Origin of the sequence: Thalassotalea sp. HSM 43 (genome assembly GCF_004752005.1) — a bacterium.
GTDB lineage: Bacteria > Pseudomonadota > Gammaproteobacteria > Enterobacterales > Alteromonadaceae > Thalassotalea_A.
Genome location: NZ_CP038493.1, coordinates 2747011 through 2772661 on the forward strand (window position 1 = coordinate 2747011; position 25651 = coordinate 2772661).

A 25651-nucleotide genomic window follows, 5' to 3' on the forward strand; every position below is an offset into this window, starting at 1 on the left:
GTGGGGGCGTGCTGCGGATATTAATTTAGATCGAATCGATCCGCGTTCATCACTTTGGTCCAGGCTGCTACAAAATCCTCAACGAACTTTTCCTTGTTATCGTCTTGTGCATACACTTCTGCGTAGGCACGAAGAATCGAGTTAGAACCGAATACCAAGTCGACCCGAGTAGCGGTCCATTTGAGTTCGTCGCTGTCGCGATCGCGGATTTCATACAGATTTTCACCAGCCGGTTGCCAATGGTTGCCCATATCGGTCAAATTAATGAAAAAGTCGTTCGTTAACGCGCCTTCGCGACTCGTGAATACGCCATGCTTGCTAGCTCCATGGTTCGTGCCTAAGACACGCATTCCACCAAGCAATACGGTCATCTCCGGTGCCGTTAGTCCCATCAATTGGGTGCGATCCAGCAGCATTTCTTCAGGGCTAACCGCATAATCCTTTTTCAACCAATTGCGATATCCATCATGCAGCGGCTCCAATACATCGAAGGAATTTGCATCGGTCATCTCGTCGCTCGCATCCCCTCGTCCAGCAGAGAACGGCACTTCAATATCAACTCCAGCAGCTTTTGCCGCGAGCTCAATACCAAGATTACCCGCCAACACGATCATATCTGCGACACTGGCACCATTCTCGGCAGCAATAGGCTCAAGTATCGCCAACACTTTATTTAAGCGAGCAGGTTCGTTGCCTTGCCAGCCTTTCTGAGGTGCTAGTCGAATACGTGCACCATTGGCCCCTCCGCGCTTATCAGAGCCACGGAAAGTGCGTGCACTATCCCAAGCTGTCGCCACCATTTCAGCCACGCTTAAACCGCTGCTGGCTATTTTGTCCTTAGCGGCTTGCACATCGTAAGCATTGTTACCAGATGGAATAGGGTCCTGCCAGATCAAGTCTTCACTCGGCACATCGGGACCGACATAACGTACTCTTGGCCCCATATCACGATGGGTTAATTTAAACCAAGCGCGTGCGAATGTTTCAGCAAAGTATTGAGGATCTTTGGAGAATCGTTCAGAGATCTTGCGATAATCAGGATCTACTTTGAGAGCCATGTCAGCGTCGGTCATTATTGGCATTACACGCTTGCCGTCAATTTCAGCGTCGAGCGGCATATCTTCTTGTTTAATATCCACTGGCTCCCATTGCGTTGCACCAGCTGGACTGCTTTTAAGTTCCCATTCGTGATTCAGCAGCATATCGAAAAATCCGTTATCCCATTGCGTCGGGTTTGTGGTCCAAGCACCTTCTAGACCGCTGGTTACCGTATCACGGCCAATGCCTCGCTTGGTCTTGTTAACCCAACCAAAGCCCTGATCTTCTAATGGCGCAGCTTCAGGCTCTGGCCCCAATAATGCAGCATCACCATTACCATGTGCTTTACCAACGGTGTGACCACCTGCGGTTAAAGCCACGGTTTCTTCGTCATTCATCGCCATGCGTTCAAACGTTACCCGCATATCACGCGCCGTTAGCAAAGGATCAGACTTACCATCGACCCCTTCAGGGTTTACATAGATTAGTCCCATCATCACCGCCGCTAGCGGATTTTCGAGGTCTCGTTCACCTGACCAACGATTACCTTCACTGCCTGTCGGTGCTAGCCATTCTTTCTCTGAACCCCAATAAGTGTCTTTTTCAGGGTGCCAAATATCTTCCCGTCCAAAGCCAAAACCAAAGGTTTTTAAGCCCATAGATTCATAGGCAATGGTACCGGCGTAGGCAATCAAATCTGCCCAGCTTAGTTTATTGCCGTATTTTTGTTTAATAGGCCAAAGTAGGCGGCGGGCTTTATCAAGGTTGCCGTTATCTGGCCAAGAATTGAGTGGAGCAAAACGCAAATTGCCAGTACCCGCACCACCACGTCCGTCGGCAATACGGTAGGAACCCGCCGCGTGCCAGGTCATGCGAATCATCAAACCACCGTAATGCCCCCAATCCGCGGGCCACCATGGCTGGCTATCGGTCATAACAGCCGTCAGGTCTTGTTTCAGTGCTGCAATATCCAGTTTTTTTACTTCTTGCTGGTAGTTGAAATCCGCGCCAAGTGGGTTGGACTTGCCATCATGTTGATGCAGAATGTCGAGGTTAAGAGCTTTAGGCCACCATTCCATCACAGATGCACCACTTTCTGTGGCACCACCGTGCATTACAGGGCATTTTTTTTCAGACATCGGAAAATCTCCTTAAATCTTCAAGGTGGGGGATAGTAATCAGAACAACTCGATGCTGTGTTTAATTGTAGAGAGAATCTCTAGAAACACATAAAAACTGCAGAGGGGAAGGAGTATGAGTAGCTTAAAATGTATGACGTAGCGAAAACAGCGAACTGTATATTGTCCCGCTTTAGCTACTTTTTATGAGGCGATTGAACCGCAAACTTTTTAGCTTGCTGCAATGTCTTTGGATAAGGCATATTTTGCATTTATACCTTATTTAAATGAAGGTAGCTCGGCTACTTTCTGATACCGTAGGCAAAGCTACAATTTGGGAAAAACTTATATTTGTCTTCAGGGTGTAGCTCTACAATTTCTATATTGCTTACTTTATCAGTTTCTTGTTTTTTCTCGATATTAAAATAAAACCACCATATTTGATTATCTGATGTTAATTCAATGTACGGGTAGCTTCTCATTTTCCATGTTCCGCTAAGATGATCAGTTTGTTCTTGATCTTTATTAGCAAACACGAATTGGTAACTATGATCAGCTTTCAAATAAACTTTAACAGAAGTAGTGCAATTTCTACTTTCATATACATTTACTAGGTCTTGTTGCGCAACTTTATCATTCTGTTTTACTCCCTCCGGAAGCAGAAATAAACCAACACTATCTTTTTTGTACCAATGATTACCTGAAACAAGCGATTGTACACTCGGCACAATCCAACCGAGTTTAGTAAGCGTGTTGGTGATACTTTCCAAGCTATCCTCATCTTGAATAAATGGAGAATAAAGTAAGGTAGATTGATGAATTGTATCGGGGAATGTTAGGTTATTTGGAATGACTTCAAAATCAGCACTTTCTAATTCTTCACTGATTGTTTTAATTTCAGAGTCAGTTAAATAACGAGTGTACAGGTGAACCTTGGTAGAAGAACAAGCCGTCATAGTAAAACATAATAAAATACAGCTGATAAATTTCATCTAATCACAATCCTTTGTCGTATACCTAACGCCCACTAAAGGGCTGATCATTGCTTGCTAAAATGTGGTTCAAAGCGCAACCGATAAAACAGATACCAGTGTCGTCTTTATGCGCTTGTTATGTGCCTTTACAATCCATTTAATATAATCATGTCTTTTGCGACTAGGGCAGCTGAAGGGAGAAACATTGTTGATACAATACGTTGATCTGTGACCACTTCGTGTTTATCTTTTAGTGTCTGTTTATTTTGAGCCAAAGCGCCATTCTTATTAAGTTGACTTTCAATAAAGAAAGGCAAAAGTGTGCCTTGTTTAGCCCAGGGCTTGGATATTTCAGTCGAATTAGGAAATCCAGCTACTTTTTTCCCTTTAACCAAAAATTCCCCGGTAGATAATGTGACGTTGGTAATACCTGCAGCACCATGACCACCAACACCTACAACACCGCCTGACTCATACACACTACTGATAATAGAATGGATGTCTTTGTTATCTGCAACGTCGAACATTACACCGTAGCCACCACCAATAAATACGCCCCAGTAATCATTAGGGTCAATTTCATCCGGTGAGAATGAACTGTTAGCTTTTTCTAGGAAACCTTCATGTTTGATGGTGTAACTACTTATCCCTAGAGGTTCCATCATAAATTCAACTTTGCCACCTTTGGGTGATACGAAGTCGACTTGAAATCCGTGACTAATAAAAATGTGATAAGGAGGCGCAAATTCCCATAAATTATTTCTCGCATCATGCTTTTCAGGATCACCCATATCTACTTTGTTCGATACGACGATTAGGACTTTCTTGGCAGGTTCAGCTATCGCATTTGTAGCAAGCAATGCCGTTGCAAGTAAAATAGTGATTAAGATTTTCATTCTTTGCCTTTTTAATTAAAGTCATTACATCGACTGATAAGAGTTAATAAAGGTGCAGGTGCTCAAACTACCTAGGCACTTAACGCTCTATTCTTAATGCGCTTGTTATGTTGTTATTAACACTGGACCACGTTATTCAAAACCCAAACACATTACATAACGTAGTTACTTAGATATTAAGCTAAAGGTTAAAAAATATGTTTTCAATATTTAAGAAAGACCCAATTAAAAAACTAGACAAAGTATATGCAAGTAAACTTGAAGAAGCTATGCATGCCCAGCGTAATGGTGATATAAAATCATACGCAATGATCACTGCTGAAGCTGAAAAAATAAAAGTAAAAATTTTAGAGCTACAAGCTTCTGCAAAAACATAACGCCTCATTAAGGGGCTGATAATTGTTGGTTAAAAATAAGCGACGCAGGAGCAAAAACCAACTGTTTTTTTTCTTTAGAGTGACTTGTTATGTGGCTTTTTCTGATTTTCTGAGATTGGTGGTATCAAGTAATATAATAAAAATAGCATTACAATCTGTAATAAAAGACCTATCAATTTTGGATTAATCTCTTGAAAGTTAATAAAGAGAGCAGCGTGCATTGCCAAATAAACACCAAGAGTATCGTATCCCCATTTCTTGCGAGCAATAGCTCCTGCTGCGCCAGTCGATAACAAAACGCCCATAGCAAATATATAACTAAAGTATCCATTTAAACTAAACGGGAGTATTTGATCATTTACTCGAGCGTCAATGAATACTTTAACCTCTGCAACTCCATCAGCTAAATCAGGAAAATTGACTACGTCTAAAGCTTGAGCTAACAAAGAAGCGCCTACGCCAATCCTCACTAGACCATATCCAAGTAAAAGTATTGCTATAAAAATTCCTATAATACGTTTCATGTGAAGACCATACTTGTTATTAATAAAATACAGTGATTCTGAATGCCAACCCTATGAACCACATAACGCCCATTTAAGGGGCTGATAATAGCTTGCTAAAATGTGAAGCAAAGCGGAACCGAGCCAAACTTTAGCAGTCCCACACTTAAACAGCTTGTTATATGCCTCTATTTCTAAAATAAAACTTACTAGCTTTGAAGTCATAAAATAACAAATAAAACAACGCAGCTATAAGCACTAAGGCAGTAAATAAAAAAGTAAGCCAAAAACCTACTGGATTCAGCTCTTTGGAAATAGATATAGCTCTTAAATAAATTTCACCACTAAAATATGCATCAAGAAGATAATCCGAACAAAAATACAAGCAAAGAACAATTACAGCATCAAACTGTGAAAAAGTCTTTTTTGATACCAAGTTCCATTTCAATTGCATGACTCCATGGGCATATAACGCCCAAATAAGGGGCTGATTAACTGTTGGCTAAAATGTGTAGCGAAGCGAAACCGAGCCAACTGTAAAAATTCCCGCTTTAACTGCTTGTTATATGTACTTTACTACTGACATTATTGTTTTAAAAGGCTCTAATGTCATACCTTTAAAATCACCCGCAAACATTGCAATGTGATATGCATCATAACCGAAATTATCTTTCAGTTTGAGATCAGCACCTTTTGATACAAGTAATTTGACAACTTCAATATGACCTGTACGACTAGCAACAATAAGAGCAGTAACCCCGTTTGCATCAGATACATTAATATCACAACCTAAAGCTAAGGCTTCATTAACAAGAGCTCTATCACCATTAGCAGAAAAACGAATAATATCGATATTTTGCTCAGGTGATTTAGGTTTTAATAGTGGGAAATTGCGCAATTACTATCCTGTACATATAACGCCCCGCTAAGGGGAAATTTATAAGTTGGCTAAAATAACGAACGGAGTGAGAAAAAGCCAACTGTAAATTTTCCCACTTGAGCGACTTGTTATATGCCTTTTTGCCAAACTTTTAACGTATACGGCTCCGCAACATCTGAAGTTTCAAAGTTAATATTTTTAATTAACTCATTAAGTTTGACATCGTGAATGATGCAACCAAACGGAAGCTTTCCATGGGACTCACTTACCGCCGATATCCTAATCTGCCCAGCCATATCATCGAACCACGAGTAAAAGATCATGGTTTTTTTCGTATTTTTTGAATTAAACAGTTCGGCACATTTACCAATGAAATCTTCAAGAGAGCCACGCCCCCATTCTTTAAGCAAGCTTTCGTTAATTCCAAAGGTTACTAAATTTGAATTAGCTTCTTCATTAATGTCAGTTGACTGGACTATTTCTGTTTCAACCTCTAGTTCATTGAGCCATTGATTTAGAGTGGTATGCATAATTCCTCAAGGCATATAACGCCTCGATAAGAGGCAATAAAATAATTGGTTATACTTTAGCGAGGTACGAGCGCCAAGCCAATGATTTTATGTCCTTTTACTTCATCGACTTGTTAGGGTTAATCTACCACCGCGGTATTGATTATGAAATTACAGAAACGCCGAATATTATGATTACTGTTACTTTCTAATGCTTTAACCTTAAGTAAATACCCTTCAATATATGCCGATAAATTAGGGTATTCGTACCAATCTAATTTTGCTTTCCCCGCCACCGAATCTGATAACCTTTTAATTGCTAACTCTGCGTTGTGTTTCGTAAAGTCACTTTCTTTCCACTGGTGATCAGGCTCAATCTTATTTTCGTATTTACCGCAAAGTTCTACCGTGTATCCGGGGAGAGATAGAAGAATGATAAAGGCAGTTATAAGCGATTTCATGAATTAACCCTAACGCCTCGATAAGAGGCAATAAAATAATTGGTTATACTTTAGCGAGGTACGAGCGCCAAGCCAATGATTTTATGTCCTTTTACTTCATCGACTTGTTAGGGTTAATCTACCACCGCGGTATTGATTATGAAATTACAGAAACGCCGAATATTATGATTACTGTTACTTTCTAATGCTTTAACCTTAAGTAAATACCCTTCAATATATGCCGATAAATTAGGGTATTCGTACCAATCTAATTTTGCTTTCCCCGCCACCGAATCTGATAACCTTTTAATTGCTAACTCTGCGTTGTGTTTCGTAAAGTCACTTTCTTTCCACTGGTGATCAGGCTCAATCTTATTTTCGTATTTACCGCAAAGTTCTACCGTGTATCCGGGGAGAGATAGAAGAATGATAAAGGCAGTTATAAGCGATTTCATGAATTAACCCTAACGCCGCAATAAGCGGAGAGTAATAGTTTGCTATAATGTGAAACGAAGTGGAACCGAGCAAACTGTTACGAATCCGACTTTATTGCCTTGTTATATTCTATTGGGTAAATGACCTCAATACCGCATTCTGCTCCATATGATCCAGTAACGTAGCTATCGGAAGATAAATCTGCACTAATCGAGTATGAAACAAAAACTTTATTATCTTCTTGGGTGGTTGCTAAGGGAATTAATAATTCAGGTTTGTCCCAATTATTCCCTTTTAATAGCAACGCACCATGAAATTTTTTGCCTTCAACTTTCGTTGGAAAGCTAACAGTAACAAAAAAATCAGAGCCGTATGCATCAACCGTAATGTTGATTAAGTCTTGATATTCATCGCTCCACTTTTTTAAGTCATCCTTAGCGACATAACAAGAGCTTGAATAACTTGAAGCACTATATAAAGCAAAAAATAGTAATAAGGCAAATCTTCTCAATTGTTGCACCAAACTCTGCATAGAATATAACGCCCTGTTAAGGGGCTGATTAATGTTTGGCTAAAATGTGTAGCGGAGCGAAACTGAGCCAAACTTTAGCAGTCCCGTCTTAAACAGCTTGTTATATGGAATTACAAACCAAGCTCAAGGAACGTTTCTCTTAGCTCTTGGTTTAACTCAGGTCTACTGCTAGTGGGTGTGTTGCAAGCTTTTGCTTAATGGCAGTAAATGATTTTTTTATATTATCATCCAGTTTCTCATACTTGAGAATAGAGTTAATTTTAATTAATAAATTTGCATCCAAGACCCTCTGAGAAGTGATAGCACCTTCATCGATAAGTAGTTCTCTTAAGTTTAAATCTGAATCTATATTATCCATTTCCATTAAAATAATGTGACGATGAAAGTCTTTAGTTATTTCAGTGTTATACCGCTCAACATCAGGTTTACATGCTTCATCAACATCTTGTAAGAATGTTGTGATTTTTGGAACTACTGTTGCATTTACATTTAAAGAAATTAACACCAAAACCAAAAGTAATCGCATAATGTGCTCCTTGCATATAACGCCATGATAAGAGGCGTATTAATGTTGGCTAAAATCTGTGAGGAACGAACATCTAGCCAACGTTTAGACATCCTTATCCTTTATCATCTTGTCATATTTCTATTGTGCAGCTCTATAAAAAAACCAACAACCACATGCTACCCATACTGCAAAGTACAACATAAATAGATAGCCTAGAAATGAACCGCCCATAATTAATGCATAAATAGAAACCACCAAAGCAGAAACCAGTAGTAGATTAATTAAGTTAAACTTACCAAGTTTTTCCAATAAAACACTACATGGTAATCCAATAATTAAAGTAACAGGATAAGCGATTAGCAGGCCGAAAATAATAAATAACGGTGCTACTGAACCTTGATCGTAGTTAGCTACGGGATCAATAAATTTAAAAGCAACCGCATACAATATCGTTGCAGGAATAACAGCTAATGGCCCTAACAAAAATGCCAGTAGATTTTTTCTGAATAGATCGCCAAATGTTCTCATGAAATATAACGCCCCAATAAGCGGCGGATAACAGTTGGCTATAATTGTGAACGAAGTGAACGCAGCCAACTGTTAGGCGTCCGACTTGATTAACTTGTTATACGACGAATTGCACCTTAAAACACTCGATATCAGTTTCAATGTCTTCAAGAATCTCTAAGTCAGTTTCAGTACCCGCACTTTTTAATTGATTAACCCAATTCTCATATAAATTAATTACAGCGTTCTTTTCTTGAGGCACCCAAGTTTCTATCTTGGCATATTCAAGCTTGGATAGAAACAGACCGAAATCATAAGGTGCATTCCAATAGTCCGAGATATACAACTCAAATATTCTAGGCAAGAAATGTTTAAAGTCTTCAACATCGCCAAATGTAGTCATAGATTTAAAAACGAATATCTGCAAGTCATCCCAAGAAAGCAAACCAAGTGCTTTCGAATGAAGGCTCGTTTCTGCATTTTCGAGTTCACAGTGTGGGCAGCCTTCAATTTTTTCTTTTAAAGGATACTTCTTAAACTCATGGTATATATTTTGAAAGTCTATACTCATCTCTGACTAGTCGTATAACGCCCCAATAAGGGGCTGATAATGCTTGGCTATGCTGTGTAGCGCAGCGGAACCAAGCCAAGCTTTAGCAGTCCCGCCTTAATTGGCTTGTTATATTTCGTTTTCAAAAAATCGTGTGATGTATGAACCTATTGTTCTATCAAGTTTAACCAATTCAGCTTTAGGTACATGATTTACAAAACGAGACTCTGCTACGCCACCATTTAATGCTAGTTCTCGTAAAACCTCTTTCACCATTCGTTCTTTTGGTAAGCCTCTAGACAATACATTTAGTCGAGCACTGATAGAACTATGAATAACGGGGCGATCAAAACGTGAATTTGAAAATAATTCTGCTCCGAGAACAACTTGATTTATTTGATTTTTCCACTCTTTGGGCACTAGGGCAAAGATTTTTTTAACGTCCTTAGCTGTTAGAGAGTGGTAAGGCTCTTTGTTTAACCTTGCTACAACTATTTTCACCAAACTCCCCTAGAAATATAACGCCCTGTTAACAGGCAAAATATAGTTGGCTAAAATAAGCGACCAAGGAGCAAAAGCCAACTGTATTTTGTCCTTGTTTAACAGCTTGTTATATGCACTTTTCAATTTTTAATCGGTGCTTTTTACAAGCCTGACCTAATTTACAAACTTTACTTGGCCAATCCCAGCCTTCAAAAGACTCTAGATAAAGATCCCCAAAAGCTTTCACATGACACAAGCCTTCGATCTCATTTAAAGCATTAATTTGATTGTCAGCTTGGTCAAGCAAATCTATTTGAGACTCAAGCATTAAAGCTTGTTCTAATAGATCATGCGTTCGCAAGTCTAAAGCAATTTCTGTGGCTAGTGATTTAATAGATTCGAGCATACTTTCCATGTGCATATAACGCCCTGTTAACAGGCAAAATATAGTTGGCTAAAATAAGCGACCAAGGAGCAAAAGCCAACTGTATTTTGTCCTTGTTTAACAGCTTGTTATATGCACTTTTCAATTTTTAATCGGTGCTTTTTACAAGCCTGACCTAATTTACAAACTTTACTTGGCCAATCCCAGCCTTCAAAAGACTCTAGATAAAGATCCCCAAAAGCTTTCACATGACACAAGCCTTCGATCTCATTTAAAGCATTAATTTGATTGTCAGCTTGGTCAAGCAAATCTATTTGAGACTCAAGCATTAAAGCTTGTTCTAATAGATCATGCGTTCGCAAGTCTAAAGCAATTTCTGTGGCTAGTGATTTAATAGATTCGAGCATACTTTCCATGTGCATATAACAGTATATTATGTAGCCGGCTCTATAATGTCCGGTTCATAATTGTTTTAATATAAAGCGTTAATATCACATAAATTCAATAGCTTAAAAAGAGGTTTTAGGTTCCTTTTTTTATTTTTTGAGAATTTACTGAGCCGGCTCAGTAATGTCCTTTCTTTAAGTTTTAATAATTTTACATATTTTCAAATGCTTATCTGCTTGTTTGGGTTGGATAGATAATTTACTGAGCCGGCTCAGTAACGTCTTATTTGTGGTTCTAGCTAAATATTACCTATACTGTTTATTTATACAGTTGGAGGGTGTGTGAGCAAATCACCATTTCTTGAATCAATTCGACAAATTTTAAGAACTAAGCACTACAGTATTCAAACTGAAAAGGCTTATTTAGTCTGGATTAAGCGTTTTATCTTGTTTAACAATAAGCGTCACCCTAAAGATATGGGGGAGCAAGAGGTCAGTGCCTTTTTAACCTATTTGGCTGTCAATCGCAGGGTGACATCTTCTACGCAAAACTTGGCTTTGTGTGCGATTGTGTTTATGTACAAGCATGTCTTTAATCGCGAGTTGACGTTACTCGATGAAACCGTTAGAGCGAAGCCACCTAAGCGCGTGCCAACGGTCTTATCGAAAGAAGAAGCAAAAAGAATTATAAGCAAGATGAAATTTCCTTATACCTTAATGTTTAGCCTATTGTTTGGTTCAGGAATGCGCAAAGCTGAATTACTACGCTTGCGAATCAAAGATATCGATTTTTCTGCGCAGTCTATTTATGTTTTTCGCGGTAAAGGTCGCAAGGATAGGGTAACGGTGCTACCTAGCTCACTAATTGATGATGTAAAACTCCAAATCGAGAAAGTGAAAAAAGTACATGCTAAAGATCTTGCTGAAGGCGAGGGCAAAACCAGTTTACCAATAGGGCTGGCAAGAAAGTATCCGTATGTAATCACTGATTTAAAATGGCAATACCTGTTTCCGGCCTCGGTTCGTTGTAAGCATCCGACCGATGGTTATTTTTGTCGTCATCATTTGCACTGGACAGCTTTGTCCAAAGTACTTCGTGCTGCTGTGCGTGAAGCGGATGTACACAAGCATGTTACTGCCCATACCTTTCGACACAGTTTTGCCACTCAATTACTCTTAAATGGCACCGATATTCGCACGGTACAAGAATTACTCGGTCATTCCGATTTGAAAACCACACAAATATATACGCATGTTATAGGTCAGCATTCATCAGGAATACGCAGCCCAATTGATAGCGCTTAGTAAGTATTAAGTCGTTATTTGGTTGTCGAAAAAGAAAAAAGCGCCTTGCGGCGCTTTTTTATGAGTAGTGTGTTTATGGCTTAACCAATAAACTTACGGGCGTTGCGGAACATACGTACCCATGGTGAATCTTCTAACCATTCATCAGGGTGCCATGAGTTAGCAACGGTTCTAAATACACGCTCAGGGTGAGGCATCATGATAGTAACGCGACCGTCAGTTGTGGTTAGTGAGGTAATACCATCTGGTGAACCGTTCGGGTTCGACGGGTATGTCTCAGTCACTTGACCGTAGTTGTCTACGTAACGCATCGATACGGTACCAGAATCATTGGCTGCGCCAATGGCTTCTTCTGATTTGAATTCTGCGCGACCTTCACCGTGTGAAACAGCGATTGGCATGCGGCTGCCTTCCATACCTTTGAAGAAGATAGACGGTGACTCTTGGATTTCAACCAATGAGAAACGTGCTTCAAAACGTTCTGAGCGGTTTTGCACAAAGTGTGGCCAGTTCTTAGTACCAGGGATGATTTCTTTCAAGTTAGACAGCATCTGACAACCGTTACAAACACCTAATGAGAAAGTGTCTTCGCGGTGGAAGAAGGTCTTGAACATCTCACGCGCTTTGTCATTGAACAAGATTGATTTTGCCCAACCTTCACCAGCACCCAATACGTCACCGTAACTGAAACCACCACATGCTACTAAGCCGTTAAAATCGGCTAAATCAACACGTTCGCCAAGAATATCAGACATGTGCACATCAACGGTGATAAAACCAGCACGGTCAAATGCGGCGGCCATTTCAACGTGTGAGTTAACACCTTGCTCACGCAAGATAGCCACTTTAGGGTTGGTCTCGGCGTCGGCGTCTTTGGCGATTAGGTCGGCAACGATATCTTCGTTAATGTCGAAGGTAAGTTCTGCATTTAGACCTGGATCTTCAGTATCAAACTTCAAGGTGTGTTCTTGTTCTGCACACTCTGGGTTATCACGCATAGATTGCATTTTGAAGGTCGTCTCTGCCCAAACAGTACGGTAGTAAGTTCGGCTATTTGCCAAAATTTCTTCACCGTCGCGGCTAAAGCGGATCATGTCTTCGTTATTGATGCGACCAATATCAGTGAAACATTCCATCAAGCCGTATTGTTCGATAATCGCGTGAACGGCGTCAACGTCGTCTTCACGGATTTGCACAACCGCACCAAGCTCTTCACTAAATAGTGCACTTAGGTTGTCGCCAGCAAGTTTGCTGATGTCAATATCTACACCGGTGTGACCGGCAAACGCCATTTCAGCAACCGCTGTGAATAAACCACCGTCTGAACGGTCATGGTAAGCAAGTAGCTTCTCATCACGAACCAAGTGTTGCATCAAGTTGAAGAAGTTTTTCAGATCTTCTGCACTATCAACGTCTGGGGTGTCAGTACCCAATTGCTTGTATACCTGAGCGATACAAGAACCACCTAAACGGTTCTTACCTTTTGATAAATCGATGGCAACAATGCGGCTATCGCCTTTATCAGTGCGTAGCTCTGGAGTAACTGTTTTGCGAATGTCTTCAACACGACCAAAAGCGGTGATAACCAATGATAGAGGTGCGGTTACCGCTTTCTCTTCACCGTTTTCTTCCCACTTGGTTTTCATACTCATAGAGTCTTTACCAACAGGGATGGTCAAACCTAGGGTTGGACATAACTCTTCACCAACGGCTTTAACCGCTTCGTATAGACCTGCATCTTCACCTGGGTGACCGGCTGCGGCCATCCAGTTTGCAGACAACTTAATGTTGTTTAAGTCACCGATGTCGGCGCTGGCAATATTGGTTAGTGATTCAGCTACGGCAAGACGAGCTGACGCGCCATAGTTAAGTAACGCAACCGGTGTACGCTCACCCATAGACATCGCTTCACCGTGGTAGCTGTCTAAAGCCGCTGCGGTAACAGCACAATCTGCTACAGGTACCTGCCATGGACCAACCATTTGATCACGAGCAACCATACCGGTAACCGTGCGGTCACCAATGGTGATTAAGAAGGTTTTCTCTGCGATAGTAGGTAGACGCAATAGACGATCGGCTGCATCGGCTAAATCAACGTTGCTAAGATCAAGCGCTTTACCTGTTTCTGTTTTCGACGCTACGTCTCGGTGCATCTTAGGTGCTTTACCTAGTAATACGTCTAACGGCAGGTCGATAGGCTTAGCTAACGCTTCGTTGTCAGCAAAATGGCTGTCGGTTAGTGTTAAGTGTTCTTCTTCGGTGGCGTAACCAACGACTGCAAATGGTGCGCGCTCACGCTCACACAATGCGCGGAATTCGTCAACACGCTCTGGTGCTACCGCTAATACGTAACGTTCTTGTGATTCATTACACCAAATTTCCAATGGTGACATGCTGCGTTCATCGTTTGGTACGTTGCGCAGTTCAAAGTTACCACCACGGCCACCATCAGATACCAACTCAGGGAATGCGTTAGACAAACCACCTGCGCCAACATCGTGGATAAATAGAATCGGGTTGTCATCACCCATCTGCCAACAGCGATCGATAACTTCCTGACAACGACGTTCCATTTCTGGGTTGTCACGTTGTACTGAAGCAAAATCTAGGTCTTCATCAGATTGGCCTGATGCCATTGATGATGCTGCACCGCCACCTAAACCGATGTTCATTGCTGGACCACCAAGGGCGATTAGTGCTGCACCAACAACGATTTCACCTTTTTCAACGTGCTCGCCGCGGATATTACCTAAACCACCTGCAATCATAATTGGCTTGTGGTAACCACGAACTTCTTCACCGTTAAACGAGTTAACTTGCTCTTCGTAAGTACGGAAGTAACCAAGAATGTTTGGACGACCAAACTCGTTGTTAAAGGCTGCACCACCAAGTGGGCCTTCCATCATAATATCTAAGGCGGTTACGATGCGACTTGGCTTACCAAAATCCGTTTCCCAAGGTTGTTCAAAACCTGGGATGCGTAAGTTTGATACCGAAAAACCAACCAAACCTGCTTTTGGTTTTGAACCAATACCGGTTGCGCCTTCATCACGAATCTCACCACCTGAACCTGTTGCAGCACCTGGGAATGGTGAAATAGCAGTAGGGTGGTTATGGGTTTCAACTTTCATCAAAATGTTGATGTCTTCAACATTGTAAGCGTATTCTTTGCTGTCAGGATCTGGGAAGAAACGACCGGCTTCAGAACCCACCATAACCGCGGCGTTATCTTTGTAAGCGCTTAATACATTGTCGGGATTGGTTTCGTAGGTGTTTTTGATCATTTTGAACAGCGACTTCGGCTGCGTCTGACCATCGATTGTCCAATCGGCGTTAAAAATTTTGTGACGACAATGTTCTGAGTTTGCTTGAGCAAACATGTATAACTCAATGTCGTGTGGGTTGCGGCCAAGGGCGTTGAAATTCTCGACTAAGTAGTCAATTTCATCTTCAGCAAGCGCCAGACCCAAATCAAGGTTTGCTTTAACTAGGGCGTCTCGGCCACCGGCTAAAATATCAACTGACTTCAATTCACCAGGTTCTGCTGTTGCAAATAACACGTCAACGTCGTTGGTGTCGGTGAAGATGGTTTCCATCATGCGGTCGTGAATCAATGCAGCAAGTTGAGCACTTTGCTGTTCGCTTAATTCAGCTGATGATTGCACGTAGAATGCTAAACCGCGTTCAAGGCGAATGATTTTATCTAGGCCACAGTTGTGAGCGATGTCAGTCGCTTTAGATGACCAAGGTGAGATAGTGCCTGGACGTGGAGTTACTAGCAAAAATGTGCCAGCAGGAGTGTGCTCTTCAATGCTTGGACCGTAGGTCAGCAGCTTTTCCAATTTGCTCAGCTCATCCGCAGACAATGCCGCAGACTGATGACTAAAGTGCATGAATTCGGCGTAGATCTCAGTTACCGGCAGATCCAGCTGGGCGCACTGTGTTAACAGCTTATTAATTCTGAAATCGGAAAGCGCAGGAGCGCCACGTAAGATTTCCATAGTTTGTCTCACCATAGTTATTAATTAAATACCAATTCGATTGCAATTTTCGGTAAATCGCAATGGAATAAATACTTATCATGCTAAAGGCGAAATATTCTTGTAAAGGTGCTGTTTTTTCGCGCGCATTATAAAAGAAAACGCGCCATTTAGTAAGAGCAAAACAGATGGATTACATACTTATTGAAAAAAAAAGCTGTAAAATTTGTATAAATGCATTCACAATGAAATCGTTATGATAAGAATAATTAACAAAATTCAGAACTTATTTACATTGTCGCGCCTGTTTTTTATTGTCATGTTGAGCCTTATATCCGGCTGCCAACAAGATCAACAACAGGTAAGCTTGCAGCAAGTAATCGAACGTGAACAGGTCAATGTTGGTACCCTGTTTGGCCCGAACAGTTATTACCTTGGTGCCGAAGGCGCAAAAGGCTTTGAATACGAGCTGGCCAAGGCGTATGCCGACAGCATCGGCGTATCACTTCATATCGTGCCAACCTATTCTTTAGATGAATTATTTCTCAAACTTGAATCCGGTGAAGTGGACTTTCTTGCCGCTGGCTTATCGGTCACTCAAGAGCGCTTACAAAAATACCGTTTTGCACCAAGCTACAAAAATATCAGCCAAAAAATGGTGTTCAAACAGGGCCGTGAATGGCCTCGCAAAATAGAAGATGTGCAAGGCAGTCTGCAAGTCATTAAAAATTCCAGCCATGAAGAAAACTTAATCCGCTTAAAGCAACAACATGCCGATTTAACGTGGACGGTAACCGAAGAAATGGATGCCGATGAATTGCTGTTACAAGTGGTTGAAGGTCGCCTCGATTTTACCATTGCCGACAGTAATACCTTGGCGTTGAATCGTCGTTACTACCCTGATATTTCGGTGGCCTTTACCGTCGAAGAGCCACAGCCAATTGCGTGGATGGTCAGCAAACAAAGTCATGATTCATTGTTAGCGTCTTTGGTTGAGTTTTTTGGTGATACTCACACCGACGGCACCATATTAACCCTTGATGACAAATACTATGGTCATATCCAAGAGTTCAATTATGTAAATACGCGTACCTTTATTCAGGCCATCGACGAAAAGCTGCCTAAATATCAACACTTATTCCAACGCTATGGCAAAACATTAGATTGGCGTTTTCTTGCCGCAGTAAGCTACCAAGAATCACATTGGGAACCTCATGCACGCTCATATACCGGTGTGCGAGGTATGATGATGCTGACTTTGCCTACCGCCAAACAAATGGGTATTGAAAGCCGTCTTGATGCTGAGCAAAGCATTCGTGGTGGTGCCAAGTATTTAAATCAGTTAATTGAGCGTATTCCTGCGCGTATTCCTAACCCTGATCGTCGTTGGTTTGCGTTAGCCGCATACAATATCGGTTGGGGCCATATGGAAGATGCGCGGGTATTGACCCAAAAACAAGGCGGCGATCCGGATCGCTGGGTTGATGTCAAACAGCGCCTGCCGTTGCTAAAACAACAGAAGTATTATAAAAATACTAAATATGGATATGCCAGAGGCGATGAGCCGGTTCGCTACGTCGAAAATATTCGCGCTTATTTTGATACCCTGGTGTTTATGGACGAAAAAAAAGTGATTGTTAACGCCAGCGCAGAGTAAGCTCTTAGCCGGTGTTGCTGTATTGATAATAATAATAATAATAACGAGGACAGTGTCATTAAAGTGTCATAAACACACTTTAAGCTATGGCAAACTGTATTAATCAATGGCAAAAATGAGAGCTAGAACCTGTAAAAACAATCAACGTCGCCGTATGATGCGTGTCAATCAGCGCAAGGTAAACGGTCGTTATCGCGTATACTATCGCGTGGTGTTATCTAACAAAGACGATTAACCGTCGTTATCGTCATTCTGTAAAGCGTGTTGCTGAGCTTCTTTTAAGGCTTTCTTCAAGGCTTTTTTTTCGGCACGACGTCGTCTAAAAAAATTCGACAGCTTGCTCGCACATGGCTCTTCAAGTACCCCAGAAACTACCTCTAGTTGGTGGTTTAGGCGTTCATCCTGAGCCAAATTAAATAAGCTACCACAAGCCCCTGTTTTTAAATCATTCGCACCAAATACCACTCTGTTTACCCGACTGTGAACGAGCAAGCCCGCGCACATAGGGCAAGGCTCTAACGTCACATACAAGGTCGTATCTAACATACGATAGTTAGCAATATTTGCCCCGGCTTGACGCACCGCCTGCATTTCAGCATGCGCTGACGGGTCATTGAGCTGAATCGATTGATTCCAACCTTCGCCAATGATTTGTCGATCACGCACAATTACTGCACCAACAGGGATCTCACCTTGCTGCTCGGCCTTATCGGCTAACTGCAAAGCGTATTGCATGTAGAATTGATCTAATTCGGCTTGTGATTGCTTATCTTGGCTCATAAAAAATTGTGGATTTTACTAATAAATCGTCAAAAACGGTCAGTGCTTATTAAGTGCAATTATACAAGTTATTGAAAATCATTGCCTTTATTATATGGTCTGTAACTTGCTTAATTTAGATTAGGTGATATAAAAAGTTAATGATAGCTAAGCGTGAGAGGAAGTAAACAGTGCGGGTATTTGAATTTATTATTGTTATAACTGTGGTCTATGGCATTTTTGAGTATTTAAAACAACGTCAAAAGTTTCAGCAAGAACGCATTAAACATGAAAAAGTGACCGGTGACTTAGAAAGTGAGCTGACCAATATTAAAGAGAGATTGGTGGTACTGGAAAAAATTGTTACCGACAAAGGCTATGACTTAAAGCAAGAAATAGACGACCTATAGCCTGTCTCTATAGGCGTTTTATTGTCTTCAAACGTACGCTGTGACCCTATAAAAATAGGGTCAACAAGTCATTGAGGTAACGTCGACCTAAGTCGGTTATTTGCCAGCCATCATCCTGTTGCTGCAATAGCCGCTTGTTAACGGCAGTTGCTAGTGCACCATCAATATGAGAGATGGGCAGGCCAGTGGCTGCTTCAATGTCAGCTTGGCTAAAGGCACTAAATAAGCGTAAGCGATTCATCATATATTCAAACGACCGCTCACTTTGCGCAACGTCATGTATCTGGTCAAGATAGTCGCGTCCCTCTTGCATGTATCCTTTCGGGTGTTTGACTTTAACGGTGCGAGTAATACGGTCGCTTTCACCATGGGTTATTTTGCCGTGCGCACCACAGCCGATACCAAGGTAATCACCATTTTGCCAATAATTTAGGTTGTGACGACAGCGAACTTGCTCATGTTTGGCAAAGGCTGATACTTCATATTGCTGATAGCCCGCCGCTTGCAACAAGGCAAAACCTTGCTCTTGTATATCCCAAAGCACGTCATCTTCAGGCAAGGTGGGTGGTTTTGAATAGAACGACGTATTAGGCTCAATGGTTAATTGATACCAAGATAAATGATCCGGTGACAAGGCGATGGCTTGTTTTAAATCATCGAGCGCGCCGGCGACATTTTGTTGTTCTAAACCGTGCATTAAGTCCAGATTAAAGCTGTTGATACCGCATTGCTTGGCAATTTCGGCGGCACGGATAGCTTGTTGGCTGTCATGAATACGGCCAAGCTTTAGCAATTTATCTGAGGCAAAACTTTGCACGCCAATCGACAAACGATTTATGCCTGCTTCGGCAAAGCCCGCAAATTTTTTCGCTTCAACGGTACCTGGATTCGCCTCCATGGTAACTTCCATATCCTCACTGTGGCGAAAGCGCTGTTTTATGCCGCGCAATAAGCTGTCAATGGCCTCACTTGAGAACAAGCTTGGTGTGCCACCACCAATGAAAATCGAATACAGCGGGCGATCAATAGCAAAGCGTTGCATATCGCTATCTAAGTCGGCCAACAAATGTTGCACATAAGCAACTTCATCTATGTCAGCCTTTAGCGCGTGCGAATTAAAGTCACAATAAGGGCACTTTTGCACACACCATGGGATATGCACATATAAGGATAATGGGGGCGTTTTTAACACGAGTTTTCTCTACGCCTGTAAGGCTTTGACCAATTGTTGTAACGCTTTACCGCGGTGGCTTAACGTATTCTTTATCTCGCGCGGCAATTGCGCTGATGTTTGTTGGTGTTGCGCAACCCAAAATAGTGGGTCGTAACCAAAACCTTGCTCGCCGTGTGCTTCGCTGGTGATTTCACCTTCCCAAGTGCCTTGGCAAATTATTGGTGTCGGATCATCGCCATGGCGCATAAACACCAAAACGCATTGAAAACGTGCTGTTCTTTGTTCGCTAGGCACGCCATGTAATGCCTGCAGCAACTTGGCATTGTTGTCTTGGTCATTAGCGCCTTCGCCAGCATAGCGGGCAGAGTAGATGCCAGGTGCGCCCTGTAAATAGTCGACTTCTAAACCTGAGTCGTCAGCGATTGCCGGCAGGCCAGTTATTTTCGCCGCATGACGTGCTTTAATGATGGCGTTTTCAACAAACGTGGTGCCGGTTTCAGCAACATCAGCGACGTTAAAATCACTTTGTGGTAATACCTCGATATGTTGTTTGGCTAATAACTCGGCCAACTCTTTTACTTTACCTTTATTACCGGTAGCTAAAACGATTTTTTGCATAGGGATTTATCAATAATCTTTTGGGTTAATTAAATGAAAAAGTGCGACTAAGCGCACTTTTGATACCTAGTTATAGAATTCAAACTCTACTGTTCTACATAAAACTTTTGAGTGAATTTTAAGGTGTGTTGCTGACCATTGTCATTAATTAAAATGTCGAACTTATAGGTTTCGTCATTGGGGTAATCAACGATAGCAATATAATAAATTGCATCACCTTCTTTAATTTGCTGAAATTCAAGGTTCATTGACTGGCCAACTAAGTTGATTGCTTTACCGGAAATACCAACCGCTTTTGCCGGCTTACCGTCGGCACTGCCATCGAGCACAGAAATATTGACAAAACCTTTGTAACGGCTGCGTTCAATACCATAACTCTTGGCGATTTCAGGCTGTAAAATTGACGTTGATAAGCCAATATAGTGTACTTCTAAATCACCAAGCTTCTTCATTTGTTCGGCGTGGACAGCAACGCTCATTAAACAAAAACACAGAACTGTTGCAACAACTTGGGTTATTCGTTTAAGCATAATTGCCTCTCTATTTTGTACATTGATGTACAAGTGATACTAAGTATAGACGTTTGTTGTCGGTAACGATGATTGCTTGCGCGTTAGAACATGCGTAACACAGACCAATAAGGCACTGTGGTATTTAAAAACGCATTAAGCATGCTCAGCGCCAAAAACGCAATGACGACAGACAAATCAATACCACCTAGATCAGGCAATATACGTCGAATAGGACGTAAAAATGGTTCGGTCAGTTGGTGAAACACTAAACGAATTGGCGTTGGATTTTGTACGACCCAGCTCATCAGCGCCATGATCAACATCACCATAAACAGCAAGTAGCCGCTTTCTTTGATCAGGTACAATAAGCCAAGATACAACAATAAGCCGAATTCAATAATGCCGCCTTGTAAGCTAGACATGGTATACAGTTTTAACGTACCGACTATATAGGCGACGAGAATGGTGGCCACATCAACACCGGCAAAGCCTGGAATAAAGCGCCTAAAAGGCACCACCACCGGGTTACTTACCTTGACCACAAATTGACTTAACGGGTTATAAAAATCAGCGCGAACCGCTTGCAACCAAACTCGTAAAATTAACACCATAAAAAAAGCGTCAAATAAAAAGTTCAGTAAAATCAGCAATGCTTCCATTATTACTCCATGCGCAAATGCATTGTTTTTTAGTTTTTGTTAAAAGCTATTGTTAAAAAGCTTATTTTTAATCTTATACCATGGCGGCAAAATTAGTTGTTACTTTCTGTCATTTCTTCAGCACGTTTTTTACAGTTAATCATCGCCTTAGCGACTAAATCTGTTAAACCACCGTCAAAAAATGTGTTTAGCGCTGCTTGCGTGGTGCCGCCTTTGGAGGTGACATTTTCGCGCAAGGTGGCGATAGATTCAGGGTTTTCGATGACCATTTGAGCCGCACCTAATGCGGTTTGTTGTACCATCTCACGTGCAGTTTGTTGATCAAAACCAAACGCCATCGCTTGTTTTTGCATGGCTTCCATAAAGGCAAAAAAGTAAGCTGGACCTGATCCCGATACCGTGATCAGATTATCAATCTCTGCTTCATTGGCAAGCCATAATGTCTTACCTACCGCGACAAACATGGCATCGATAAACGCTTTGGTCTCATCACTTACGCTGTCGTCAGCGAATAAGCCTGCCATACCGACACCAAGTTGCGACGGTGTGTTTGGCATGCAACGCACAAGACCTGCTTGCTCACCAAGTACACTGCGCATTTGCGCCATAGACACTCCAGCGGCAACAGAAACAAAACATTTGTCGCTGATATCCATCGCATCGGCCAGTTGTTGGCATACGGTTTTGATCAAATGCGGCTTCACGCCAAGAATGATGATATCTGCTTGCTTGGCCGCCTCAATATTGTCGGCACTTTGATTGACACCATAGTCATTTGCCAAGGCAACACGCTTTTCTGGACTTGGGTTGGTGACGGTGATTAATGCCGCATCAAACCCCGCTTTAACCATACCAATTAATATGCAGCGGTTCATGTTACCAGCACCAATAAAAGCTACTTTTTTCATTATTTAATCTCTACTTCCAAATATCGCGGTACCGACTCGCACCATAGTTGAACCACATTCTACAGCAATATCCATATCACCGCTCATGCCCATAGATAATGTATCGACACTGCTATATGTTTGTTGTAATTGCGCAAATAACTCAGCCATTTTTAAAAAGCTTTGTTTGGTTTGCTCAACATCGCCTTTTGCCGGGATGCACATTAAGCCGCGTAATACCAAATTAGGGCAACCATCGACAAAAGCGGCAAGGGCGTTTAATTGTTCGACACTTGTACCCGATTTGCTGTCCTCAGCACTAATATTCACTTGTAAACAAACTTGCAGCGGGGTAATGTTAATATCACGTTGTTCGTTAAGGCGTTTTGCCGTTTTTTCTCGGTCAATAGAGTGCACCCAATCGGCATGCTCTGCTATCAAACGAGTTTTATTACTCTGAATAGGACCGATAAAATGCCAGATGATATCCAAATCGGATAATTCATCGGCTTTACTCGCAAGCTCCTGAACGTAGTTTTCGCCGAAATGGCGTTGCCCCGCAGAATAAGCCGCGGCGATGTTTTCAGCAGGTTTGGTTTTACTTACTGCCAATAAATTTACAGAATTAACCTGGCGGTTAGACTGGCAGCATGACTGCTCAATAGATGTCAAAACCTTGCGCAGATTATCAGCGATTAGACTCATAGTTTTTATTCTGGATAACAATAATTAATTAGGAATATTATGGATATTACCGAACTTTTAGCGTTTAGTGTTGAACACAACGCATCAGATTTACACCTTTCCACTGGTATGCCACCCGCTATTCGTGTTGATGGCGATGTACGTAAGATTAACATTCCACCGCTAGAAGACAAAGATGTAAATGCTCTAGTGTATGACATCATGACCGATCGTCAGCGCAAAGAATACGAAGAAAATCTTGAAGTGGATTTCTCCTTTGAAGTGCCAAACCTAGCTCGTTTCAGGGTAAATGCGTTCAATCAGAACCGAGGCCCTGCTGCTGTATTTCGTACCATCCCAAGTAAAATTTTATCATTGGATGAGTTGGGTTGCCCAGATATTTTCCGCCAAATCTCTGAAAACCCTCGTGGTTTAGTATTGGTCACCGGTCCAACGGGTTCGGGTAAATCAACAACCTTGGCAGCGATGGTAGATTACATCAACGAATCTAAGCGCGATCACATTCTAACCATCGAAGATCCAATCGAATTCGTGCACGACAACAAGCAATGTCTGATTAACCAACGTGAAGTGCACCGTGATACGTTAAGCTTTAGCAACGCGTTGCGTAGTGCGCTACGTGAAGATCCCGATGTTATTCTGGTTGGTGAGATGCGTGACCTTGAAACCATTCGTCTTGCGATGACCGCGGCAGAAACCGGTCACTTAGTATTTGGTACCTTGCATACCACCTCGGCACCAAAAACCATTGACCGTATTGTTGATGTATTCCCTGGTGAAGAAAAAGACATGGTTCGCTCTATGTTGTCTGAATCATTGCGTGCGGTAATTTCGCAAACACTGATTAAGAAAGTAGGTGGTGGCCGAGTTGCTGCACACGAAATCATGGTCGGTATCCCGGCGATTCGTAACCTGATTCGTGAAGATAAGATTGCGCAAATGTACTCGGCAATTCAAACCGGTATGTCACATGGTATGCAAACCATGGATCAATGTTTACAAGGCTTATTAAGTCGTGGCCTGATCACCCGTGAAGACGCTATGGCAAAAGCAGCTGATAAGAATCAGTTTAAAGTTTACTAAGGTTGAGAGATGTATTTACACGAACTGTTAAGCAATATGGTCAGCCAAGATGCATCGGATTTATTTATAACCGTTAATCTAGCTGCCAGTGCCAAAATCAATGGCGAGCTAGTCGCCATTGATGAAAAGGTTCTCAGTTATGATGAGGCACTTGATCTTGTCTTAAGCTCGATGAATGACAAGAACAAAGCTGAATATGAAGCCACCAAAGAATGTAACTACGCTATCGCCGTAGATGGTATTGGCCGTTTTCGTATTTCAGCGTTTTGGCAACGCGAAATGCCCGGCATGGTTGTTCGTCGCATCGTTACCGATATACCGGATGTCGACAAGCTAGGCTTGCCACAGGTATTGAAAGACTTGGTGATGTCAAAACGTGGCTTGGTATTGTTTGTCGGTGGTACCGGTACGGGTAAGTCAACGTCAATGGCGTCGTTAATTGGTTATCGTAACCGTAATGCGCGTGGTCACATATTAACCATCGAAGATCCGGTGGAATTTGTTCATGAGCATGCCCGTTCAATGATCACTCAACGCGAAGTCGGCATGGATACTGAATCCTTTGATGCTGCTTTGAAGAGCTCATTGCGACAAGCGCCAGATGTTATTCTGATTGGTGAGATTCGCTCGCAAGAAATCATGGAGCATGCACTAAGCTTTGCTGAAACCGGCCATTTATGTATTGCTACACTGCATGCTAACAACGCCAACCAAGCAATTGACCGAATTATGCACTTGGTACCCGCTGAGCAACATCAAAAATTACAGTTTGATTTAGCCTTGAACTTACGCGGCATTGTCGCCCAACAGTTGGTACCGACCCGTGACGGTCATGGTCGCCGCGCTGCTATCGAAATTCTATTGAACTCACCTTATATCGCTGAGTTAATCAAAAAAGGCGATGTCGGTCAGATCAAAGAGGTAATGACGAAGTCTCGTGAATTGGGCATGCAAACCTTCGATCAGGCGCTGTTTGATTTGTATGAATCCGGTGATATCAGTTACACCGATGCATTGCATCACGCCGATTCACCAAACGATCTACGCTTAATGATCAAACTTCGCAGTAACGATCAAACCGGTATTGGTGGCTTAAAAGGCGCAACACTGGACGGCGTTGAATAAACACTGATCCATACTGGTCTTAACATAGTAATTAAAAGAGCACCTTAGGGTGCTCTTTTGCTTCTTTCAAGGGGTCAGAACACTTGAAAAAGAGATCAAGTGTTCTGACCCCTTGAAATGAAAAACAATCAGAGAAAATTTTTTCCAGAAAAAAGTTTAGACGTCTAGACGTAAAAGTGTAGATTTATGAAAGAAAGCAAGGTAAAATTCTCTCAATTCCGAATTCCTTGTCTATTATTTAGGCATTTGTCAGCAG

Annotated in this window: 31 protein-coding genes; 7 read left to right on the forward strand and 24 right to left on the reverse strand. The window is 41.9% G+C overall.

Translation table 11 applies throughout. From position 1 onward, the window contains the following. Nucleotides 1-20: 20 nt before the first annotated feature. The 3 genes from katG to E2K93_RS11845 form a co-directional block, all read right to left on the reverse strand. Nucleotides 21-2177, reverse strand: coding sequence for a catalase/peroxidase HPI (gene katG, locus E2K93_RS11835; protein ID WP_135439293.1), 2157 nt, complete (start codon nt 2175-2177; stop codon nt 21-23). A gap of 281 nt (nt 2178-2458) precedes the next feature. Continuing rightward, on the reverse strand, nt 2459-3148 hold the full coding sequence (locus tag E2K93_RS11840) for a hypothetical protein (protein WP_135439294.1): 690 nt from the start codon (nt 3146-3148) through the stop codon (nt 2459-2461). 128 nt (nt 3149-3276) lie between these two features. Then, nucleotides 3277-4026 carry a type 1 glutamine amidotransferase domain-containing protein gene (locus E2K93_RS11845; RefSeq protein WP_135439295.1) on the reverse strand — a complete coding sequence of 250 codons (750 nt, stop codon included), beginning with the start codon at nt 4024-4026 and terminating at the stop codon, nt 3277-3279. Between the two features lie 197 nt (nt 4027-4223). On the opposite strand from E2K93_RS11845, the gene E2K93_RS11850 reads away from it, so the two are divergent. Next, nucleotides 4224-4403 carry a DUF6435 family protein gene (locus E2K93_RS11850; RefSeq protein WP_135439296.1) on the forward strand — a complete coding sequence of 60 codons (180 nt, stop codon included), beginning with the start codon at nt 4224-4226 and terminating at the stop codon, nt 4401-4403. A 74-nt stretch (nt 4404-4477) separates the two neighbouring features. Here E2K93_RS11850 and E2K93_RS11855 read toward each other — a convergent pair whose 3' ends face one another. From E2K93_RS11855 to E2K93_RS11915, 13 genes are all read right to left on the reverse strand, one after another. Then, the gene (locus E2K93_RS11855) at nt 4478-4927 is read right to left on the reverse strand and encodes a hypothetical protein (RefSeq protein ID WP_135439297.1); all 450 of its coding nucleotides are present in this window, start codon (nt 4925-4927) and stop codon (nt 4478-4480) included. Between the two features lie 157 nt (nt 4928-5084). Next, nucleotides 5085-5360 (reverse strand): hypothetical protein, encoded by a 276-nt coding sequence (locus E2K93_RS11860; protein WP_135439298.1) that lies wholly within the window; start codon nt 5358-5360, stop codon nt 5085-5087. Nucleotides 5361-5468: 108 nt separating this feature from the next. Then, nucleotides 5469-5804, reverse strand: coding sequence for an ankyrin repeat domain-containing protein (locus tag E2K93_RS11865; protein ID WP_135439299.1), 336 nt, complete (start codon nt 5802-5804; stop codon nt 5469-5471). A 110-nt stretch (nt 5805-5914) separates the two neighbouring features. Next, nucleotides 5915-6316, reverse strand: coding sequence for a hypothetical protein (locus E2K93_RS11870; RefSeq protein WP_135439300.1), 402 nt, complete (start codon nt 6314-6316; stop codon nt 5915-5917). 119 nt (nt 6317-6435) lie between these two features. Beyond that, nucleotides 6436-6756 (reverse strand): hypothetical protein, encoded by a 321-nt coding sequence (locus E2K93_RS11875; RefSeq protein WP_135439301.1) that lies wholly within the window; start codon nt 6754-6756, stop codon nt 6436-6438. Nucleotides 6757-6869: 113 nt separating this feature from the next. Further along, on the reverse strand, nt 6870-7190 hold the full coding sequence (locus E2K93_RS11880; protein WP_135439301.1) for a hypothetical protein: 321 nt from the start codon (nt 7188-7190) through the stop codon (nt 6870-6872). A 77-nt stretch (nt 7191-7267) separates the two neighbouring features. Continuing rightward, nucleotides 7268-7681 carry a hypothetical protein gene (locus E2K93_RS11885; RefSeq protein ID WP_135438649.1) on the reverse strand — a complete coding sequence of 138 codons (414 nt, stop codon included), beginning with the start codon at nt 7679-7681 and terminating at the stop codon, nt 7268-7270. Nucleotides 7682-7853: 172 nt separating this feature from the next. Continuing rightward, complete coding sequence (locus E2K93_RS11890; protein WP_135439302.1) at nt 7854-8228, reverse strand: hypothetical protein; 375 nt, start codon at nt 8226-8228, stop codon at nt 7854-7856. A 120-nt stretch (nt 8229-8348) separates the two neighbouring features. Then, on the reverse strand, nt 8349-8738 hold the full coding sequence (locus tag E2K93_RS11895; RefSeq protein ID WP_135439303.1) for a hypothetical protein: 390 nt from the start codon (nt 8736-8738) through the stop codon (nt 8349-8351). Nucleotides 8739-8835: 97 nt separating this feature from the next. Beyond that, the gene (locus E2K93_RS11900; RefSeq protein ID WP_135439304.1) at nt 8836-9288 is read right to left on the reverse strand and encodes a hypothetical protein; all 453 of its coding nucleotides are present in this window, start codon (nt 9286-9288) and stop codon (nt 8836-8838) included. Between the two features lie 108 nt (nt 9289-9396). Next, nucleotides 9397-9768, reverse strand: a complete 372-nt coding sequence (locus tag E2K93_RS11905) for a hypothetical protein (RefSeq protein WP_135439305.1) — start codon at nt 9766-9768, stop codon at nt 9397-9399. A gap of 109 nt (nt 9769-9877) precedes the next feature. After that, a complete protein-coding gene (locus tag E2K93_RS11910) occupies nt 9878-10165 on the reverse strand; it encodes a hypothetical protein (RefSeq protein ID WP_135439306.1) in 288 nt (95 codons plus the stop codon). A 98-nt stretch (nt 10166-10263) separates the two neighbouring features. Beyond that, nucleotides 10264-10551: a hypothetical protein gene (locus E2K93_RS11915; protein WP_135439306.1), complete on the reverse strand. Its 288-nt coding sequence runs from the start codon at nt 10549-10551 to the stop codon at nt 10264-10266. A 312-nt stretch (nt 10552-10863) separates the two neighbouring features. Between E2K93_RS11915 and E2K93_RS11920 the strand changes: the two genes are divergently transcribed. Further along, the gene (locus E2K93_RS11920) at nt 10864-11826 is read left to right on the forward strand and encodes an integron integrase (RefSeq protein WP_135439307.1); all 963 of its coding nucleotides are present in this window, start codon (nt 10864-10866) and stop codon (nt 11824-11826) included. A gap of 80 nt (nt 11827-11906) precedes the next feature. Here the strand turns inward: E2K93_RS11920 and purL are convergent, their stop codons facing one another. Next, nucleotides 11907-15827 carry a phosphoribosylformylglycinamidine synthase gene (gene purL, locus E2K93_RS11925; protein ID WP_135439308.1) on the reverse strand — a complete coding sequence of 1307 codons (3921 nt, stop codon included), beginning with the start codon at nt 15825-15827 and terminating at the stop codon, nt 11907-11909. A 235-nt stretch (nt 15828-16062) separates the two neighbouring features. Between purL and mltF the strand changes: the two genes are divergently transcribed. Next, nucleotides 16063-17463, forward strand: coding sequence for a membrane-bound lytic murein transglycosylase MltF (gene mltF, locus E2K93_RS11930; protein ID WP_135439309.1), 1401 nt, complete (start codon nt 16063-16065; stop codon nt 17461-17463). Between the two features lie 106 nt (nt 17464-17569). Continuing rightward, nucleotides 17570-17698, forward strand: a complete 129-nt coding sequence (locus tag E2K93_RS17855) for a hypothetical protein (RefSeq protein WP_267128062.1) — start codon at nt 17570-17572, stop codon at nt 17696-17698. On the opposite strand, the gene tadA is transcribed toward E2K93_RS17855, so the two are convergent. Beyond that, nucleotides 17695-18243 (reverse strand): tRNA adenosine(34) deaminase TadA, encoded by a 549-nt coding sequence (tadA, locus tag E2K93_RS11935; protein ID WP_135439310.1) that lies wholly within the window; start codon nt 18241-18243, stop codon nt 17695-17697. The genes E2K93_RS17855 and tadA overlap by 4 nt on opposite strands. 170 nt (nt 18244-18413) lie before the next feature. On the opposite strand from tadA, the gene E2K93_RS11940 reads away from it, so the two are divergent. After that, entirely contained in the window at nt 18414-18632 is a 219-nt protein-coding gene (locus E2K93_RS11940; RefSeq protein ID WP_135439311.1) for a hypothetical protein, read from the forward strand. Nucleotides 18633-18678: 46 nt separating this feature from the next. Here E2K93_RS11940 and hemW read toward each other — a convergent pair whose 3' ends face one another. From hemW to E2K93_RS11970, 6 genes are all read right to left on the reverse strand, one after another. Further along, nucleotides 18679-19824 carry a radical SAM family heme chaperone HemW gene (gene hemW / locus E2K93_RS11945; RefSeq protein WP_135439312.1) on the reverse strand — a complete coding sequence of 382 codons (1146 nt, stop codon included), beginning with the start codon at nt 19822-19824 and terminating at the stop codon, nt 18679-18681. Between the two features lie 9 nt (nt 19825-19833). Next, on the reverse strand, nt 19834-20424 hold the full coding sequence (locus E2K93_RS11950; RefSeq protein ID WP_135439313.1) for an XTP/dITP diphosphatase: 591 nt from the start codon (nt 20422-20424) through the stop codon (nt 19834-19836). Nucleotides 20425-20510: 86 nt separating this feature from the next. After that, on the reverse strand, nt 20511-20954 hold the full coding sequence (locus tag E2K93_RS11955) for a DUF4426 domain-containing protein (RefSeq protein WP_135439314.1): 444 nt from the start codon (nt 20952-20954) through the stop codon (nt 20511-20513). A gap of 83 nt (nt 20955-21037) precedes the next feature. Then, on the reverse strand, nt 21038-21595 hold the full coding sequence (locus E2K93_RS11960; protein WP_135439315.1) for a YggT family protein: 558 nt from the start codon (nt 21593-21595) through the stop codon (nt 21038-21040). Nucleotides 21596-21687: 92 nt separating this feature from the next. Continuing rightward, entirely contained in the window at nt 21688-22503 is an 816-nt protein-coding gene (gene proC / locus E2K93_RS11965; RefSeq protein ID WP_135439316.1) for a pyrroline-5-carboxylate reductase, read from the reverse strand. A gap of 3 nt (nt 22504-22506) precedes the next feature. Further along, nucleotides 22507-23187, reverse strand: coding sequence for a YggS family pyridoxal phosphate-dependent enzyme (locus E2K93_RS11970; protein ID WP_135439317.1), 681 nt, complete (start codon nt 23185-23187; stop codon nt 22507-22509). A gap of 39 nt (nt 23188-23226) precedes the next feature. Here E2K93_RS11970 and E2K93_RS11975 point away from each other — a divergent pair, with 39 nt between their 5' ends. Continuing rightward, entirely contained in the window at nt 23227-24270 is a 1044-nt protein-coding gene (locus E2K93_RS11975; protein WP_135439318.1) for a type IV pilus twitching motility protein PilT, read from the forward strand. Between the two features lie 9 nt (nt 24271-24279). Further along, complete coding sequence (locus E2K93_RS11980) at nt 24280-25395, forward strand: PilT/PilU family type 4a pilus ATPase (RefSeq protein WP_135439319.1); 1116 nt, start codon at nt 24280-24282, stop codon at nt 25393-25395. Nucleotides 25396-25651 lie beyond the last annotated feature (256 nt).